Annotated in this window: 14 protein-coding genes; 5 read left to right on the top strand and 9 right to left on the bottom strand. The window is 73.2% G+C overall.

The features are described from left to right. Positions 1-6 precede the first annotated feature (6 nt). Positions 7-1,104: a dipeptide epimerase gene (locus AB0C04_RS08885; RefSeq protein WP_357050492.1), complete on the top strand. Its 1,098-nt coding sequence runs from the start codon at positions 7-9 to the stop codon at positions 1,102-1,104. Between the two features lie 58 nt (positions 1,105-1,162). Continuing rightward, positions 1,163-2,089 (top strand): C40 family peptidase, encoded by a 927-nt coding sequence (locus AB0C04_RS08880; RefSeq protein ID WP_357050489.1) that lies wholly within the window; start codon positions 1,163-1,165, stop codon positions 2,087-2,089. A gap of 42 nt (positions 2,090-2,131) precedes the next feature. Here AB0C04_RS08880 and AB0C04_RS08875 read toward each other — a convergent pair whose 3' ends face one another. Next, positions 2,132-2,557 (bottom strand): nucleoside deaminase, encoded by a 426-nt coding sequence (locus tag AB0C04_RS08875; RefSeq protein WP_357050487.1) that lies wholly within the window; start codon positions 2,555-2,557, stop codon positions 2,132-2,134. Further along, positions 2,554-3,405, bottom strand: coding sequence for an LLM class flavin-dependent oxidoreductase (locus AB0C04_RS08870; protein WP_357050484.1), 852 nt, complete (start codon positions 3,403-3,405; stop codon positions 2,554-2,556). The genes AB0C04_RS08875 and AB0C04_RS08870 overlap by 4 nt, the downstream gene beginning before the upstream one ends. Positions 3,406-3,498: 93 nt before the next feature. On the opposite strand from AB0C04_RS08870, the gene AB0C04_RS08865 reads away from it, so the two are divergent. Next, on the top strand, positions 3,499-3,957 hold the full coding sequence (locus AB0C04_RS08865; protein WP_357050481.1) for an Lrp/AsnC family transcriptional regulator: 459 nt from the start codon (positions 3,499-3,501) through the stop codon (positions 3,955-3,957). Positions 3,958-4,101: 144 nt separating this feature from the next. On the opposite strand, the gene AB0C04_RS08860 is transcribed toward AB0C04_RS08865, so the two are convergent. The 3 genes from AB0C04_RS08860 to pnuC form a co-directional block, all read right to left on the bottom strand. After that, on the bottom strand, positions 4,102-5,100 hold the full coding sequence (locus AB0C04_RS08860; protein ID WP_350872612.1) for a TerC family protein: 999 nt from the start codon (positions 5,098-5,100) through the stop codon (positions 4,102-4,104). Positions 5,101-5,425: 325 nt separating this feature from the next. After that, the gene (locus AB0C04_RS08855; RefSeq protein WP_357050478.1) at positions 5,426-6,562 is read right to left on the bottom strand and encodes an AAA family ATPase; all 1,137 of its coding nucleotides are present in this window, start codon (positions 6,560-6,562) and stop codon (positions 5,426-5,428) included. Next, positions 6,559-7,212 (bottom strand): nicotinamide riboside transporter PnuC, encoded by a 654-nt coding sequence (gene pnuC, locus AB0C04_RS08850; RefSeq protein WP_357050475.1) that lies wholly within the window; start codon positions 7,210-7,212, stop codon positions 6,559-6,561. The genes AB0C04_RS08855 and pnuC overlap by 4 nt, the downstream gene beginning before the upstream one ends. Before the next feature lie 97 nt (positions 7,213-7,309). Here pnuC and AB0C04_RS08845 point away from each other — a divergent pair, with 97 nt between their 5' ends. Beyond that, positions 7,310-7,603 (top strand): antibiotic biosynthesis monooxygenase family protein, encoded by a 294-nt coding sequence (locus AB0C04_RS08845; RefSeq protein ID WP_357050473.1) that lies wholly within the window; start codon positions 7,310-7,312, stop codon positions 7,601-7,603. A gap of 111 nt (positions 7,604-7,714) precedes the next feature. On the opposite strand, the gene AB0C04_RS08840 is transcribed toward AB0C04_RS08845, so the two are convergent. The 4 genes from AB0C04_RS08840 to uvrB form a co-directional block, all read right to left on the bottom strand. Then, positions 7,715-8,575 (bottom strand): helix-turn-helix transcriptional regulator, encoded by an 861-nt coding sequence (locus AB0C04_RS08840; RefSeq protein ID WP_357050470.1) that lies wholly within the window; start codon positions 8,573-8,575, stop codon positions 7,715-7,717. A gap of 393 nt (positions 8,576-8,968) precedes the next feature. Then, a complete protein-coding gene (locus AB0C04_RS08835) occupies positions 8,969-9,337 on the bottom strand; it encodes a VOC family protein (protein ID WP_357050467.1) in 369 nt (122 codons plus the stop codon). 201 nt (positions 9,338-9,538) lie between these two features. Next, a complete protein-coding gene (locus tag AB0C04_RS08830; RefSeq protein WP_357050464.1) occupies positions 9,539-10,465 on the bottom strand; it encodes a helix-turn-helix domain-containing protein in 927 nt (308 codons plus the stop codon). Positions 10,466-10,468: 3 nt separating this feature from the next. Beyond that, positions 10,469-12,580 (bottom strand): excinuclease ABC subunit UvrB, encoded by a 2,112-nt coding sequence (gene uvrB, locus AB0C04_RS08825; protein WP_357050461.1) that lies wholly within the window; start codon positions 12,578-12,580, stop codon positions 10,469-10,471. A gap of 428 nt (positions 12,581-13,008) precedes the next feature. Here uvrB and AB0C04_RS08820 point away from each other — a divergent pair, with 428 nt between their 5' ends. Continuing rightward, entirely contained in the window at positions 13,009-14,451 is a 1,443-nt protein-coding gene (locus AB0C04_RS08820; protein WP_357050458.1) for a hypothetical protein, read from the top strand. The last annotated feature ends 24 nt before the right edge of the window (positions 14,452-14,475 follow it).

The raw sequence follows: 14,475 nt of genomic DNA, 5'->3' as shown, positions 1-14,475 counted from the left end.
CCGCACATGACGATCGCCGCGGTGCGCACCCACCGGCTCTCCGCCCCCCTCCACACGCCGTTCGTCACCGCGTTGCGCCGCACCACCACGGTCGACACCCTGGTCGTCGAGGTGATCGACAGCGACGGCCGGTCCGGATTCGGCGAGGCGCCACAGGTGTGGCAGGTCACCGGGGCGTCGATCGGCGGCTCCGAGGCCTGCGTCCGGGAGCTGCTCGGGCCGATGCTCACCGGCCGCGACCCGGACGAGCTGGTGGCCCGCTGCGCCGAGGTGCAACGGGCGGTGGTCGGCAACGAGGCGGCGAAGGCCGCCGTCGACGTCGCGCTGCACGACCTCGCCGCCCGACGGCTCGGGGTACCGCTGGTACGGCTGCTCGGCGGCACCGCGCTCGCCGTACCCACCGACGTGACGCTCGCCGCCGGCGACCCGGCCGATCTCGCCGCCGCCGCCCGCAAGCGCCACGCCGAGGGCTTCGGCGTGCTGAAACTCAAGGTCGGCACCGACGCCGCCGGCGACCTGGACCGGGTCCGGGCGGTCCGCGCCGCGGTCGGCCCGGACGTGCGGATCCGGCTCGACGCCAACCAGGGCTGGACCGCCCGGGAAGCGGTCCGCGTGATCCGCGGGATCGAGGACGCCCGGCTCGACGTCGAACTCGTCGAGCAGCCGGTCGCCGGGTGGGACCTGGACGGTCTGGCCTGGGTCAGCGACCGGGTGGACGTGCCGATCCTCGCCGACGAGGCGGTGTTCGGCGCGCGCGATCTGGTCGAGGTGATCCGCCGCCGCGCGGCCGACATGGTCAACGTCAAACTGGCCAAGTGCGGCGGGCTGCAACCCGCGCGCACCCTGCTCGACCTGGCCGCCGCACACGGCATGGGCACCGTGGTCGGCTCGATGATGGAGAGCGGGATCGGGATCGGGGCGGCCGCCAGCCTGGTCGCCGCGTACGGCACCACCGCCGTGTCGGACCTGGACGCCGCCTGGTGGCTGGCGTGGTCGCCGGTGCGCGGCGGGATCCGGTACGAGGCCGCCAAGGTGCTGTTGCCGGACGCCCCGGGGCTCGGCGTGACCTCGATAGATGAAGTAAAGGTGCAGGCCCGCGGTTGATGATCGTTGGTTTCTTTCATAGGCTCGCGGGAGCAGGGCACACCAGCTGGGGGTTGACGTGGAGCTGCAGCCGGGCCGCGAGGCCGTCGTCCGGGTCGCGGTCGCGACGCTCTGGACCTCCCCCGAGGCGGTGCGACCGATCGACCGTCCCGCCCTCGCCGCGCGCACAGACATCCCGGCCTGGATCTCCGGGATGGACACCGACCAGCAGGTCGGCGACTGCGTCCTGAGTCAGCTGCTGCTCGGTGAGCGGGTTCTCGTCACCGAGCTGCGAGCGGACGGCTGGGCGCACGTGGTCGCCGTCGAGCAGCCGGCCGCCAAGCTCGACCCTCGTGGCTACCCCGGCTGGCTCCCCGCCGACCAGCTCGTCCCGGCCCCGGCCGCTCCCCCGGCACCCGACACCGCGCCGCTGGTGGTCGACGCCGTGGTGACCGGGCTGCGCGACACCCCCGACGGGTCGGTGGTCCTGCCCGGCGTCATCCTCGGCACCCGGCTGCCCGCCGCCGGGCCGGCCCGCGACGACTGGCGGCCGGTGCACGCGCCCGGCCACGCCGACCCGCTCTGGCTGCCCGAGGCGCACCTGGCGGAGCTGCCGGCGACCCCGCCGTCAGCGGAGCAGGTGCTGGCCGTGGCCCAACGGCTGCTGCACGTCGTCTACGTCTGGGGCGGGGTCTCCGCACACGGGATCGACTGCTCGGGGCTCGTGCACCTCGCCTGGCGGCGGTTCGGGGTACAACTGCCGCGCGATGCCGACGACCAGGCGGCGGCGACCACGCCGGTGCCCCTTGGCGCGGAGCGCCCCGGCGACCTCTACTTCTTCGCCCGGCCCGGCCGGAAGATCCACCACATCGGCATCGTCACCGCCGAACCCGGCGACGGCGACCACCGGCGAATGCTGCACGCCTGCTACCGGCAACGCCGGGTGCTGGAGGAGCCACTGCCCGCCGAGCGGACCGCCACCCTGGTCGGCGCCCACCGCGTCTGAGCGCCGCGACGCCGCCGCGTCGACCGTCTGCCACTCCGTCGGCTAGTAGTGGTCGTCGATCGGCCGGCGCGCCTCGTCGAACAGCGCCGGCCCCTCGTAGCGCACCGGACGCGGCGCCGGGGTGGCCGGCTTGACCTGCTCGAACTGTTCGCTGGACAGGGCGTACACCACCCGGCCGAGGCCGGACCGGTCGATCGCGGTCGCACACATCGGGCAGGGCTGGCAACTGGTGAACATGGTGGTGCCGGCCGCCACGTCGGGGGCGAGTTCCCGGGCAGCCCAGCGGGCCAGCTTCAGCTCCGGGTGGGCGGTGATCTCCGAGTCGGAGACCACGGTGTTGTGGTCCTCGACCAGGACTGTGCCGTCCGGGCCGACCAGCAGGGAGCCGAACGGCCGTTCGCCGGACGCACCGGCCTGACCGGCGATCTCCACGGCACGGCGGAGAAACCTCTCGTCGTCGGGGCTCATCGATCCTCCTGGGATTTGTGGTGTGCAGCCACGGCCGCCAACGTCCGCCAGGCGCGTTCGGGCCGGCGGATCTCGGTCAGGTCGCCGTTGAACGGATCCAGCACCACCGTCTCGGCACCGAGCAGGCGGATCTGCTCGAGGTCGGCGATGATCTGGTCGATGGTCCCGACCCCGGCGAGCCGCCCCGGGTCGGTGATCGGCTCAGGGGTCTCCCGCAGTGCGATGCGCGGCGTCAACGCCGGAACCGGGCGACCGAGTTCGTCGGCGATTGCCTTCAGCCGCTCCCCCGCCTCGGCCAGCCAACCGGGCGTGCGCCGCAACGGGTGCCAGGCGTCGCCGAGCCGTACGGCCCGGCGCATGCCCACGTCGCTGTTGCCGCCGACCCAGATCGGGATCGCATCCGTGCCGTAGTCGTCGGTGTCCCGCCACGCGTCGTGCACGGCGCGCAGGTACTCGTCGGTCAGCGCGCCGCGCCGCTGGAACGGCACCCCGAGCGCCTCGAACTCCTGCCGGGCCCAGCCGACGCCGACACCGAGGACGAGCCGGCCGCCGCTGAGCCGGTTGAGGTTCGCCGCCATCCGCGCGGTGAGCAGCGGGTGCCGGTACGGCAGGACGAGCACCGTGGTGCCCAGCCTGACCCGGCGGGTCAACCCGGCCAGCCAGGACAGCGTGGTGAACGGCTCATAGAACGGCGCCGGATACTGCTCGGCCACGTCGGGGGTCACCGCGATGTGGTCGGAGACCATCAGCAGCTCGAAGCCGAGACCCTCGATCGTCTGCGCCCACTGCCGCAGCAACTCGGGGTCGGTTCCCGGGGCGAAGTTGGGCACGTTCACGCCAATCTGCACGGTCCGAGCCTAGTCAGCCTGGATCGGGGTCGGGAACGCCATGTTCCCGGCCATTGCTGGCCTCTGCCGTGGATTCGGCGCTAAATTGGCTGCGTGGCCGAGAATCTTGACGCCGTCGATTGGTCGATCCTGGTTGAACTTCAGAACGACGGTCGCCTGCCGATCACCGAGCTCAGCCGCCGGGTCAAGCTGAGCGCGTCGGCCACCACCGAACGCGTCAGGCGGCTGGAGGCGACCGGTGTGATCACCGGTTACCGCGCCGAGGTGGACCTGCCCAAGGCGGGCTTCGCCGTGCTCGCGGTGGTGCGGCTCAAGTATCCCGGCAGCCGCCACGAACCACTCCGCCAGCTGATGGAGCGACGGTCGGAGATTCTGGAGTGCCTGCGCACCACGGGAGACGACTGTTACGTGCTGAAGGTGGCGGCCACGTCGATGGCGCATCTCGAACAGACCGTCAACGAACTCGCCTCGTTCGGCAGCACCACCACCAACGTGGTCTACAGCGCCACCCTGCCCTATCGCGGCCCTCGCCCGACGCCACCCCACTCGTGACCGAAGAACGGTTCCGACACCATCGGCGCGAGCCGACGACCGCGGAGCAGCCCGACCACCCGCGACGCGAGCCGTACGCGGCGAGGGGCGCCTCCGGTTCCGGAGACGCCCCTCAATGCTGTCAGGCCGCGAACGGCCCGGTCGTCAGCCGCGCGCCTCGGCCAGCTCCCTACGCCGGTCCCGAGCGGACTTGACCAGGCTGGCCACCGTGGCCACCAGCAGGGTGCCGAGGATGACCAGCAGGGAGAGCCAGATCGGGATGTGCGGGGCCCAGCCGACGTGCTCGCCGCCGTTGATGAACGGCAGGTTGTTGTCGGCGAGCGCCTCCAGCACCAGCTTCACCCCGATGAAGCCGAGCACCACGGCCAGGCCGTAGCTGAGGTAGATCAACCGGTCGAGCAGGCCGCCGAGCAGGAAGTAGAGCTGCCGCAGCCCCATCAGGGCGAAGACGTTGGCGGTGAAGACCAGGTACGGCTCCTGGGTGATGCCGAAGATCGCCGGGATCGAGTCCAGCGCGAAGATCAGGTCGGTGGTGCCGATCGCGATCATCACGATCAGCAGCGGGGTGAAGAGCCGGCGACCGCCCTCGTGGGTGGTCAGCCGTCCCCCGTCGTACGCCTTCGAGATCGGCAGCGCCTTGCGGCTCCACCGGATCAGCACGTTCTCGGAGAACTCGTCCTCGTCGGGCTCCCCCTGGCGGGCCAGGTTGATCGCGGTGTAGATGAGGAACGCGCCGAAGATGTAGAACACCCAGGAGAACTGGGAGATCAGCGCGGCGCCGGCGGCGATGAAGCCACCGCGCATCAGCAGCGCCAGCACGATGCCGACGAGCAGCACCTTCTGCTGGTACTGCCGAGGCACCGCGAACCGGGCCATGATGATCACGAAGACGAAGAGGTTGTCGACCGAGAGGCTGTACTCGGTCAGCCAGCCGGTGTAGAACTGGCCGGCCGCGCTCGGGCCGGCGGTCAGCCAGATCCCCGCACCGAAGAGCAGGGCCAGGCCGACGTAGAAGCCGACCCAGAGGCTCGACTCACGCACGCTCGGCTCGTGCGGGCGTCGACCGATGATGAGCAGGTCGACGAGCAGGACCGCAGTCAGTGCGACGAGCGTTCCCGCCCACACCAATCCGGACACGTCCAACGTTCATTCCTCCGGCAGACACGCGGCGACCGGCACACCGTACGCCCTGGAAGGAGGTGGTGTGCCGGTGACGCTCACTCTGGTGACTGTCGGAGGTCTCTTCCGTCACCGGCTGGCGGTGACCGACGGGGCCGGGTCGCGCCACCGGGGGGTGGTCGACCGTGCTGACGACTCCGTCGCGAGGGAATACTCCCCTCCTCGATCACCATTGTGGCGTACCGCCCGCGGTGATCGCACGTCGGGCACCGGTGGTACCGGACACGTCCCCGGTCGGAATACCCCCCGCCGCGGCCGGCGTGCCGGGTGCCGCACCCGCTAAGGCGTCCTAGGAGGCTGGGCTTGCGATGGGCGGGGCCAGCGGGTCGGCCAACGGCCAGCCGGCGGCGAGCAGCGCGTCGCAGGCCGCGACCGCCCGGGCCAGCCGTTCCTGGTGCGGACCGGTCAGCTCCACCACCGGCACCCCGCAGTCGGCCAGCTCGGCCCGGAACCGGTCGGTCATCCAGGCTCGCAGGTGCGCCCCGTCGCGCAGGCCGTCGTCGGTGAACGGCACACCCCGGTCGTCGGTGAGCAGGTACAGCGCGGGTCGCCGGGCGGCGGCGCGTACCTCCGGGGACGCGGCGCCGAGGTAGCGCTCCTCCCAGACGGCGGTGGCCCGCGCGTCGGTGTCGCAGATCAGCAACGGGCCGCACGCCCGGGCCGCGGCGTCCTCGGCCGCCTGCTGCTCCCGGACCACCTCCCGGAAGTCGCCGCAGTCCCAGACCACGTCGAAGACGGTCGCCGTCGGCTGCCGCTCGCGCAGGCGGGCGAGCTTGCGGGCGGTCAGCTCCCGGCCGTACTCCGGCACCCATTCGGTGCGGTAGTGGGCGGCGAGCGCGGCGGCCATGGTGGTGGTGCCGGTCGACTCGGCGCCGACCACCACCACCCGCTTCACGAACCAGGCCCGCACCGGCGGGGCCAGCCACTCCCAGTGGCCCGCCGTGTCCGCGCGCACGGCGGTACCGGAGACCGGCACGGTCCGCCGCTCCGGATCCACCGCCACCGGTACGGCGTCGAAGCGCCGGGCCAGTTCCACGCCGTACGCCTCGGAGGAGAAGACGGCGTCCACCGGCGTCTCGCCGACAGCCTCGCGGAACACCGCACAGTGCGCGTCCCAGACCGCCGGGTCGGCGTAGTCCACCGGGTGGTCGTCGTACCGGCCGACGAAGCGGACCCACGGCGTCTCCGCGTGCACCTCGCGCAGCCAGTCGAGCCGGAGCGCGAGCGGGATGGACTCCCGGCGGGACGGGGCCACCACCACGGTGACCGCCGCGCACCGGGCGGCCGCAGCCGCGATCAGGGCGTGGTGCCCGGCGTGCGGCGGATAGAACTTGCCCACCACCATCCCGTGCCGGAACTCCGGCGCCACCGGGCCGGTCCCCAGGTCAGCGGCCTGGTTCCCGCGCCTCGCCTCCTGGCCGGTCACGCGGTCACCGGGGCCGGGCCGGGCGGCACGGGGGTCGGCTGCTCGACCCGGCGCAGGTCGGCGCGCCAGGTGCGCAGCCCGAGCACGCAGAGGGCGAGGAAGACCAGGTACAGGGCAGCGGTCAGGTGCAGCCCCTTGTAGGCGTAGAGCGGGATGTAGATCAGGTCGGCGGCGATCCACAGCCACCAGCTCTCCACCCGCTTGCGGGTCTGCCCGTACGTGGCCAGCAGGGAGAGCGCCGTGGTCAGCGCGTCCGGCAACGGCACCGTGGAGTCGGTGGCCCGGTCCAGCAGGGCCCAGAGGCCGGCGGTGAGCAGCACCCCGGCGACGGCCAGCGCCAGCCACTCGCGCCGCCCCGTCCGACTCACGGTGAGCCGGCTGCGTTGCTCCCCGCCGAAGAGCCAGTGCCACCAGCCGTAGAGGCCCAGTCCGACGTAGACGATCTGCAGTCCGGCGTCGGCGTAGAGGCCGGCGGTCCAGAACAGCAGCATGAGCAGCAGCACGTTGGCGATGCCGACCGGCCAGTTCGCGATCCGCTGCCGGGCCACCAACCAGACGTTGACCACGCCGGTGGCGAAGCCGAGCAGCTCCGCCCAGGTGGTGCCGGTGCCGGCCACGGTGAACGCCGTGCCGGTGAGCCAGTCGATCATTCCCACTCCTTTCCGCGCGCCCACCCTAGGGCCGGCGCGGGCCGGAGAACAGACCCCGCGGCACCGGTGGGGTCAGCCGCCGTGGGAGGCTTCCGGCATGGTGCTTGAGGTCGCGCTGATCGACGTACTGCCCGGCAACGAGGACGCGTTCGCCGCCGCGTACGCCCAGGGGCATCCGGTGCTCGCCGGCACGCCCGGCTGCCGGTCGGTCCGGATGACCCGGGGAATCGAGTCCCCGTCCCGGTTCGTGCTGCTGGTCGAGTGGGACTCGGTCGAGGCGCACAACGAGAACTTCCGCGGCTCCGACCGGTTCACCCGGTGGCGGGAGCTGATCGGCCCGCACTTCGCCAGCCCGCCCCACGTCGAACACTTCCTCGACGTGCCGGCCTGACCGCAGCTGTCGTACCCGTCGCCTATCGTGCGGACGCACGCGCGGACCACCGGTCCCGACGGGCTCGGGGGCGCCGGGCCCGGTGACCGCGCGAGCCGGGCGGCGGCCCGCTCAGTCGCCGATGCCGCGGGCCAGCGCGGTAACCGTCTCCTCCGCCGAGAGCGCGGCGTCCAGCAACGCCTCGGTGAACCTGTCATACCGGTCGACGTCCGCGACGGTGGCCAGCCGCACGTCGGTGGTGAGCGCCTCCAGCATCACCGTGCGGGGGTCCGCCGGGTCGGGAAAGGCATAGCAGGAGTACGGCGTGAGCGCATGCAGGCCGCCGCGCGCCACCGCCCCGCGGGGCAGCAGCCGCACGGTCACGTTCGACAGCCCGGTCAACGCCACCAGGTGCCGCACCTGCTCCCGCCACACCTCGACCGGCGTCTCCCCCGGGTCGCAGGCGGCCTCGGCCAGCAGGGCGGTGTACCGGGGCGGCTCGGCCCGACGCAGCACCTCCTGCCGCACCGCGCGGGCGCGCACCTCCGCGTCCACATCGACCTCGGGGTCGAGCGTGGCGCCGGCAGCGACCCGCAGCCGGGCGTACGCGGGCGTCTGCAGCAGCCCCGGCACGACGGCCGGCTGATACTCGACGATGCGCGCCGCGCCCGCCTCCAGTTCGGCGTAGGTGCGCTGCCGCTCCCCCATCTCGCCCAGCGCCTTCCACCAGCCCCGGCTGGTGGCGGCGTCCCGGGCGATCACGATGAGCGCGTCCCGGGTCGACGTCGGCACCTGGTAGACGTCCAACAGGTCGAGCACGTCGGCCAGGTCAGGACGGCTCTGGCCCAGCTCGATGCGGGACAGCTTGGAGGTGGAGGCCCACCCCAGCCGGTCGCAGACCTGTTCCAGGGTCAACGCTTCGCGCCGGCGCAGCTGGCGCAGCTCGGCGCCGAGTCGCACCCGGCGAATGACAGGACTCGTTGGCAACGGCATTCCCGGCCTCCCCACCGAGGGAGATTACGCAGGACCGTCACCCACTGCAATACCTCGCTCGCGCAACGCAATCAGACCCGGTCGGCCCCGCCGCCGACCCGGCGTCCTCCCCTGCCGTATCCGGACTGGTCATCGACCCGCCGGCGGGCGATCACGGCACGACGCCGGCGGCCGATCAGCGGTTCCCCGCGCCGGGTCGGCGGCTCGCGACCGGCTCCCGAAGCACGGCGCGCGGTCACCGCCTCGCCGGAGAGGAAGAGGTCGGCACGCCCGCGCCGGGAGCGCCGGGGCGGCAGGTAGGTCGACAACGAGCTTGATGCCGCTGAGGTATCACTATGCCGCTGCGGCATCAAGCTCGCCGGGAGTCTCGCCCCGACCCGAACCAGGAGCAGGTCACGGCCGGTAGGTGCCGAAGCTCCACACGTTGCCGTCGAGGTCGCGGGCGGCGTAGTCGCGGGAGCCGTAGTCGGTGTCGGCCGGTTCCCGGATGATCTCAGCGCCGGCGGCGCGCGCCCGGGCGCAGTGCGTGTCGACGTCGTCGACCGCCGCGTACACCGCCCAGTCGTCCTCGGCCGGCCGCGGGCGCGACGTGGACCTCTGGCCGAGCATGATCATGCCGGTGTCCAGGACCAGTTCGGCGTGCGCCACCGTGCCGTCCGGCGCGTCGTGCACGGCGTGGACCTGGAAGCCGAAAGCGGCCCGGAGCCAATCGATGGCCGCCCGGGCATCGGGGTAGCGGAAGACGGGATAAACGGTTCGCATACCGCCGAGTCTGGCGCCGCCACGGCGGCGGGTATTGGACGAATGTGACCTCGGCGGGCTCCAAGGTCGCGCTACTTCCGGGATGTAGGGGCCTCGGGTCGGCCCGGAGACCACTGGATCCAGGATCGAGCGCGACCTTGTGGATGGTCGGCCCTCACGCGCAGGCCCGACCCACGGGCGGCGCGGGTGACCGGTGCGACGTCAGCCCTGCCCACCAGCCGCCGCCCGGGCGGTAAGCAGAGCGGCCGGGGTGTCCCCGGCGAACTCACGGAAGTCCCGGATCAGGTGCGACTGGTCGTAGTAGCCGTAGCGGGCCGCCACCTCGGCCCAGCCGCCGGCCACCGCCGTCGGCCCACCGTGGTTCGGCCCGGCGGGCAGCCCGCCCGGCCCGACGGCCAAGGCCCCCGACGGCCCGGTTGACATGTCGTCCACCGGCAGCGGCGGGGCGGCCAGCGCCGCGTAGGCGTGCTGGAAGCGCAGCAGCCGGGCGGTGGTCTTCGGCGGCAGCCCCACCTCGTGGCGGAACCGGGCGGCCAGGTGGCGTCGGCTCCAGCCCAGCTCGTCGGCGAGAGACCCGATGCCGACCCGCCCGCCGCTGGCCGACAGCCGCCGCCACGCCCAGGCCACCCGGGCGTCCACCGGCCCCGAGCCGGCCAGCCGAGCGGTGATCGCCGCGTCGAGCAGCGCGAACCGCTGCGGCCAGGTGACCGCCGAGGCGAGCCGGTCGCGGAGCCGGTCGAGCCAGCCGCCGGGCAGCGCCGCCGCGTCGACCGCCCGGTTGCTCAGCTCGCCGAGCGGCAGGCCCAGGATCCGCCGGGCGGCCAACGGCGCGAGCAGAAGCTCGGCTCCCTGGCCGACCCCGATCGTGCGGGTGGTGCACCAGCGGTCGAAGGTGCCGGCGACGAAGGAGTCGACGCGGTAGGCGCTCCGCTCGGCGCTGTGCGGGACGACCACGTCGAGCGGTGCGCCCCAGCCGAGGATGAGCACCACGAACGCGCCGGCGACCTCCCGGCGGACCAGTGGCAGATCCGCGTGCTCGCGGTAGCCGACGTACCGGTCGACGAACGGGCGCAGCCGGACGTCGGGCAGACCCAGCACCACCTCACCGACCGGCGCGACCGCCGCCATCGGTCACTTCACCCCGGTGGCGTCCATGCCGCGCAGCTCCTTCTTCAGGTCGACGACCTCGTCGCGGATCCGCGCGGCCAGCTCGAACTGCAGCTCCCGCGCGGCGGCGAGCATCTGGTCGTTGAGCTCCTGGATGAGCTGCGCCAGGTCGGCCCGGGCCATTCCCTCGCGGGAGGTGCCGCCGGTGGCGGCCCGGCCACGGCTGCGGGTCTCCTTGACCGGCGCCTTGCCCCGGGACAGCTGCCGCACCGCGCCGCCGACCCGGGTGTTCTGCTCGGTGTCCTCCGCCTCGCGGTAGATGTCGTCCAGGATGTCGTGGATCTTCTTGCGCAGCGGCTCGGGGCTGATGCCGTGCGCTTCGTTGTGCGCGGTCTGCTTCTCGCGCCGACGGTTGGTCTCGTCGATCGCGTCCGCCATCGACGGCGTGATCTTGTCGGCGTACATGTGCACCTGGCCGGAGACGTTCCGGGCGGCCCGGCCGATGGTCTGGATCAGCGACCGGCCGCTGCGCAGGAACCCCTCCTTGTCCGCGTCGAGGATCGCCACCAGGGACACCTCGGGCAGGTCGAGGCCCTCCCGGAGCAGGTTGATGCCGACCAGCACGTCGTAGTCGCCCTTGCGCAGCTCGCGCAGCAGCTCCACCCGGCGCAGGGTGTCGACCTCGGAGTGCAGGTAGCGCACCCGGATGCCGTTCTCCAGGAGGTAGTCGGACAGGTCCTCGGCCATCTTCTTGGTCAGCGTGGTGACCAGGACCCGCTCGTCGCGCTCGGTACGCAGCTTGATCTCGTGCATCAGGTCGTCGATCTGGCCCTTGGTCGGCTTGACGATGACCTCGGGGTCGATCAGACCGGTCGGGCGGATCACCTGCTCGACGAACTCGCCCTGGGCCTGCTCCAGCTCCCACGGGCCCGGGGTCGCGGAGAGGTAGACCATCTGGCCGACCCGCTCCAGGAACTCGTCGAAGCGCAGTGGCCGGTTGTCGGCGGCGCTGGGCAGCCGGAAGCCGTGGTCGATGAGCATGCGCTTACGCGAGGCGTCGCCCTCGTACATGCCGCCGATCTGCGGGATCGTGACGTGCGACTCGTCGATCACGGTGAGGAAGTCGTCGGGGAAGTAGTCGAGCAGGCAGTGCGGCGGGCTGCCGGGCAGCCGCCCGTCCATGTGCATCGAGTAGTTCTCGATGCCGGAGCAGAACCCGACCTGGCGCATCATCTCGATGTCGTAGGTGGTGCGCATCCGCAGCCGCTGCGCCTCGAGCAGCTTGCCCTGCCGCTCCAGCTCGGCCAGCCGCTCGGCCAGCTCGACCTCGATGTCGCGGATCGCCCGCTCCATCCGCTCCGGGCCGGCGGCGTAGTGCGTGGCGGGGAAGATCACCAGCTGGTCGACCTCGCGGACCACGTCACCGGTGAGCGGGTTGAGGTAGTAGAGCTTCTCCACCTCGTCGCCGAAGAGCTCCACCCGGACGGCGAGCTCCTCGTAGGCCGGGATGATCTCCAGAGTGTCGCCGCGGACCCGGAAGGTGCCCCGGTTGAAGGCCATGTCGTTGCGGGTGTACTGGATGTCGACCAGCCGGCGCAGCAGCTGGTCGCGGTCGAGCTCCTGCCCGACGGCGACCCGGACCGCGCGGTCGAGGTATTCCTCCGGCGTGCCCAGGCCGTAGATCGCCGAGACGGTGGCCACCACGATCACGTCGCGGCGGGTGAGCAGCGACATGGTCGCCGAGTGCCGCAGCCGCTCCACCTCCTCGTTGATCGAGGAGTCCTTCTCGATGTAGGTGTCGGTCTGCGGGATGTAGGCCTCGGGCTGGTAGTAGTCGTAGTAGGAGACGAAGTATTCGACGGCGTTGTGCGGCAGCAGCTCGCTGAACTCCTTGGCCAGCTGCGCGCAGAGCGTCTTGTTGGGTGCCAGCACCAGGGTCGGCCGCTGCAACCGCTCGATCAGCCACGCCGTGGTGGCGCTCTTGCCGGTGCCGGTCGCGCCCAGCAGCACGGTGTTGCGGTCGCCGCGCCGGACCCGGCGCTCCAGGTCGTCGATGGCCGCCGGCTGGTCACCGGCGGGCTGAAATTCACTGACGACCTGGAAGCGGCCGTCCAGCCGGGGAATGTCGAGCGCCATGACCTCAACGGTACGCCGGAGGTCCGACACGATCCGCCGTCTCGAGAGGCACCTGATCGGCTTCGATATTCCATTGTGTGGCACATGCCACCCGGCTACGCTCTTTCCGTAGGCCGCTCGCGGCGGCCGACCGGGCCGGTGGCCGGGCCGTCATCACGGCAGGCCATCCCCGGCACAGGGGTCGCAGCACCCGGCGTGCCCGGCGTGCGCACCCGTTGTGGTCGCGCTCGAGGCGCTGACCGGCCGCCGCGAGCGCCCCTATTCGTCACCCCACCCGTGTCCCGCCCGTTCAACAACGCGTGGACACGTCCCCTGCCCGGGCTCCTCGCCCGGACCCCCCAGCGACCTCTCCGGCCGACCGACCCCGGCCGACCGGCTCCGCCGTCCCGGCCATCGCCGCCCCGGCAACCCCCACGGTGTCGCCCGGCGTGGGCGGCGGCCCCGACGACTCCGGGTTCCTGCCCCGGGTCACCAGCCGCCGCCGGCGGGGCCTGCTGGCGCTGCTCGGCGGGGTCGCGGTCCTCTCCGCCGCGGGCCTGGTGCTCGGGCTGCTCAGCTGGGCTCCCGATCCGGTCGAACCGCCCCGGGCACTGACCGTCGCCGAGAGCGAACGGCTGGCCGCGGTACGGGTCACCAACTACCGCGACCTGCGCGCCGGGCTGCACGTGACGGTCGGCGACGGAGCGGCCCGCACCGAGCTGGTGGGCTGGGTCGACTGGTCCCGCCCGCTGCTCTACCTCGACGTCGGCGGACCGGGCGCGGGCGCGGAGCGCGGCCTGCTCCAGGCCACCCCGTCGGTGCTGGTGATCCGCCCCGACCCGGCGGCGGTACCCACTCCGGCGCCGCCTCCGCTGGTGCCACCCGCGTACCGCTGGCGGCTACACGACCTGCCAGCCGGGAGCGCCCTGGCGCCCGTGCTCAAGCTGCTCTTCGGCCTCGCCGCCGACCGCGCGGAACCCCCCGCGGCGCTGCGCGAGTCCGGTGCCCGCTGGGTGCGCCAGGAGAGCCTCGCGGTCGGGCCGGCGGACGTCCTGGCCGCGCCGCTGCCGGCCGTCGCGGGCGCGCCCGCACCGAGTCCGGCGGCCGACCCGGACGACCTGCCGCGGTACTGGGTGGACCGGGAGGCCCGGCTGCACCGGCTGACCGCCCGGCTGCCCGGCCCGGGGCCGGTGACCGTGACGCTGAACCGGACGGACCGGCCGACCCTGCGCCCGGTCGACGCCCTCGGTGGTCGACCCGGGCTGCCCCGCGCCCTGACCGCCGACGAGCAGGCCCGACTGGACCGCCTGCCCGGGCGGTTGCGGGCCCGGGGCGGCGCCACGGCGACGCTCACCGCCCCGGTCGGGCGGGAGACGAACCTGCGCGGGGCGGGCTGGTTGAGCTGGAGCGCCGGCACCGCCTACCTGGCGGTGACCGACCTCGGCCTACCGGATCGCCGAACGTTGCTGCGCCGGGACCGGGCCGGGACCTCCCGGGCGGACGTGCCTGCCGCCGGCGACCCGGAGCAACCGGGCCGGCCTCCGCTGCCGCCGCCGTCAGGCGCCGGCTGGCGCTCGCCGCGGGCCGGGTCGGACGAGCTGACCGTGCTGGTCGACGCGGCCCTCGCCGCGGGCCGGACGGCGCCGTCCGGCTCGCCGGTGCGGCTGCGGCAGGACACCCTGGCCGGGCGGACGGTGGACGTGATCGAGCTGGGTACCTCAAGGACCCGGCTGCGCTACTGGATCGACCGGGCCGGCCTGCTGCGCCGGGTCGAGCTGCACACCCGGCCGGGCGTCTGGGCGCAGCTCGACCTCAGCCCTGCCACGGTGCCCCGGCTGCCCGCGCCGCAGCGGCCGGCCGCCCGGGCCGGAGCGGCGGCACCGGGCCGCTGAACGGGACGGAGCAGCGACGAGCCG

The sequence above is a fragment of the Micromonospora sp. NPDC048909 genome, assembly GCF_040649635.1.
Taxonomy (GTDB): Bacteria; Actinomycetota; Actinomycetes; order Mycobacteriales; family Micromonosporaceae; genus Micromonospora.
Note: the sequence above shows the minus strand (reverse complement) of the source record. Positions and strands in the feature narration are given on the sequence as shown.

What these genes read in the sequence shown, in the direction of transcription:
- AB0C04_RS08885 (WP_357050492.1), top strand. Translation starts at nt 7, where the DNA reads ATGACGATCGCCGCGGTGCGCACCCACCGGCTCTCCGCCCCCCTCCAC.
- AB0C04_RS08875 (WP_357050487.1), bottom strand. Translation starts at nt 2,557, where the DNA reads ATGAGCCCCGACGACGAGAGGTTTCTCCGCCGTGCCGTGGAGATCGCC.
- pnuC (WP_357050475.1), bottom strand. Translation starts at nt 7,212, where the DNA reads ATGATCGACTGGCTCACCGGCACGGCGTTCACCGTGGCCGGCACCGGC.
- AB0C04_RS08845 (WP_357050473.1), top strand. Translation starts at nt 7,310, where the DNA reads ATGGTGCTTGAGGTCGCGCTGATCGACGTACTGCCCGGCAACGAGGAC.
- AB0C04_RS08840 (WP_357050470.1), bottom strand. Translation starts at nt 8,575, where the DNA reads ATGCCGTTGCCAACGAGTCCTGTCATTCGCCGGGTGCGACTCGGCGCC.
- AB0C04_RS08835 (WP_357050467.1), bottom strand. Translation starts at nt 9,337, where the DNA reads ATGCGAACCGTTTATCCCGTCTTCCGCTACCCCGATGCCCGGGCGGCC.
- AB0C04_RS08830 (WP_357050464.1), bottom strand. Translation starts at nt 10,465, where the DNA reads ATGGCGGCGGTCGCGCCGGTCGGTGAGGTGGTGCTGGGTCTGCCCGAC.
- uvrB (WP_357050461.1), bottom strand. Translation starts at nt 12,580, where the DNA reads ATGGCGCTCGACATTCCCCGGCTGGACGGCCGCTTCCAGGTCGTCAGT.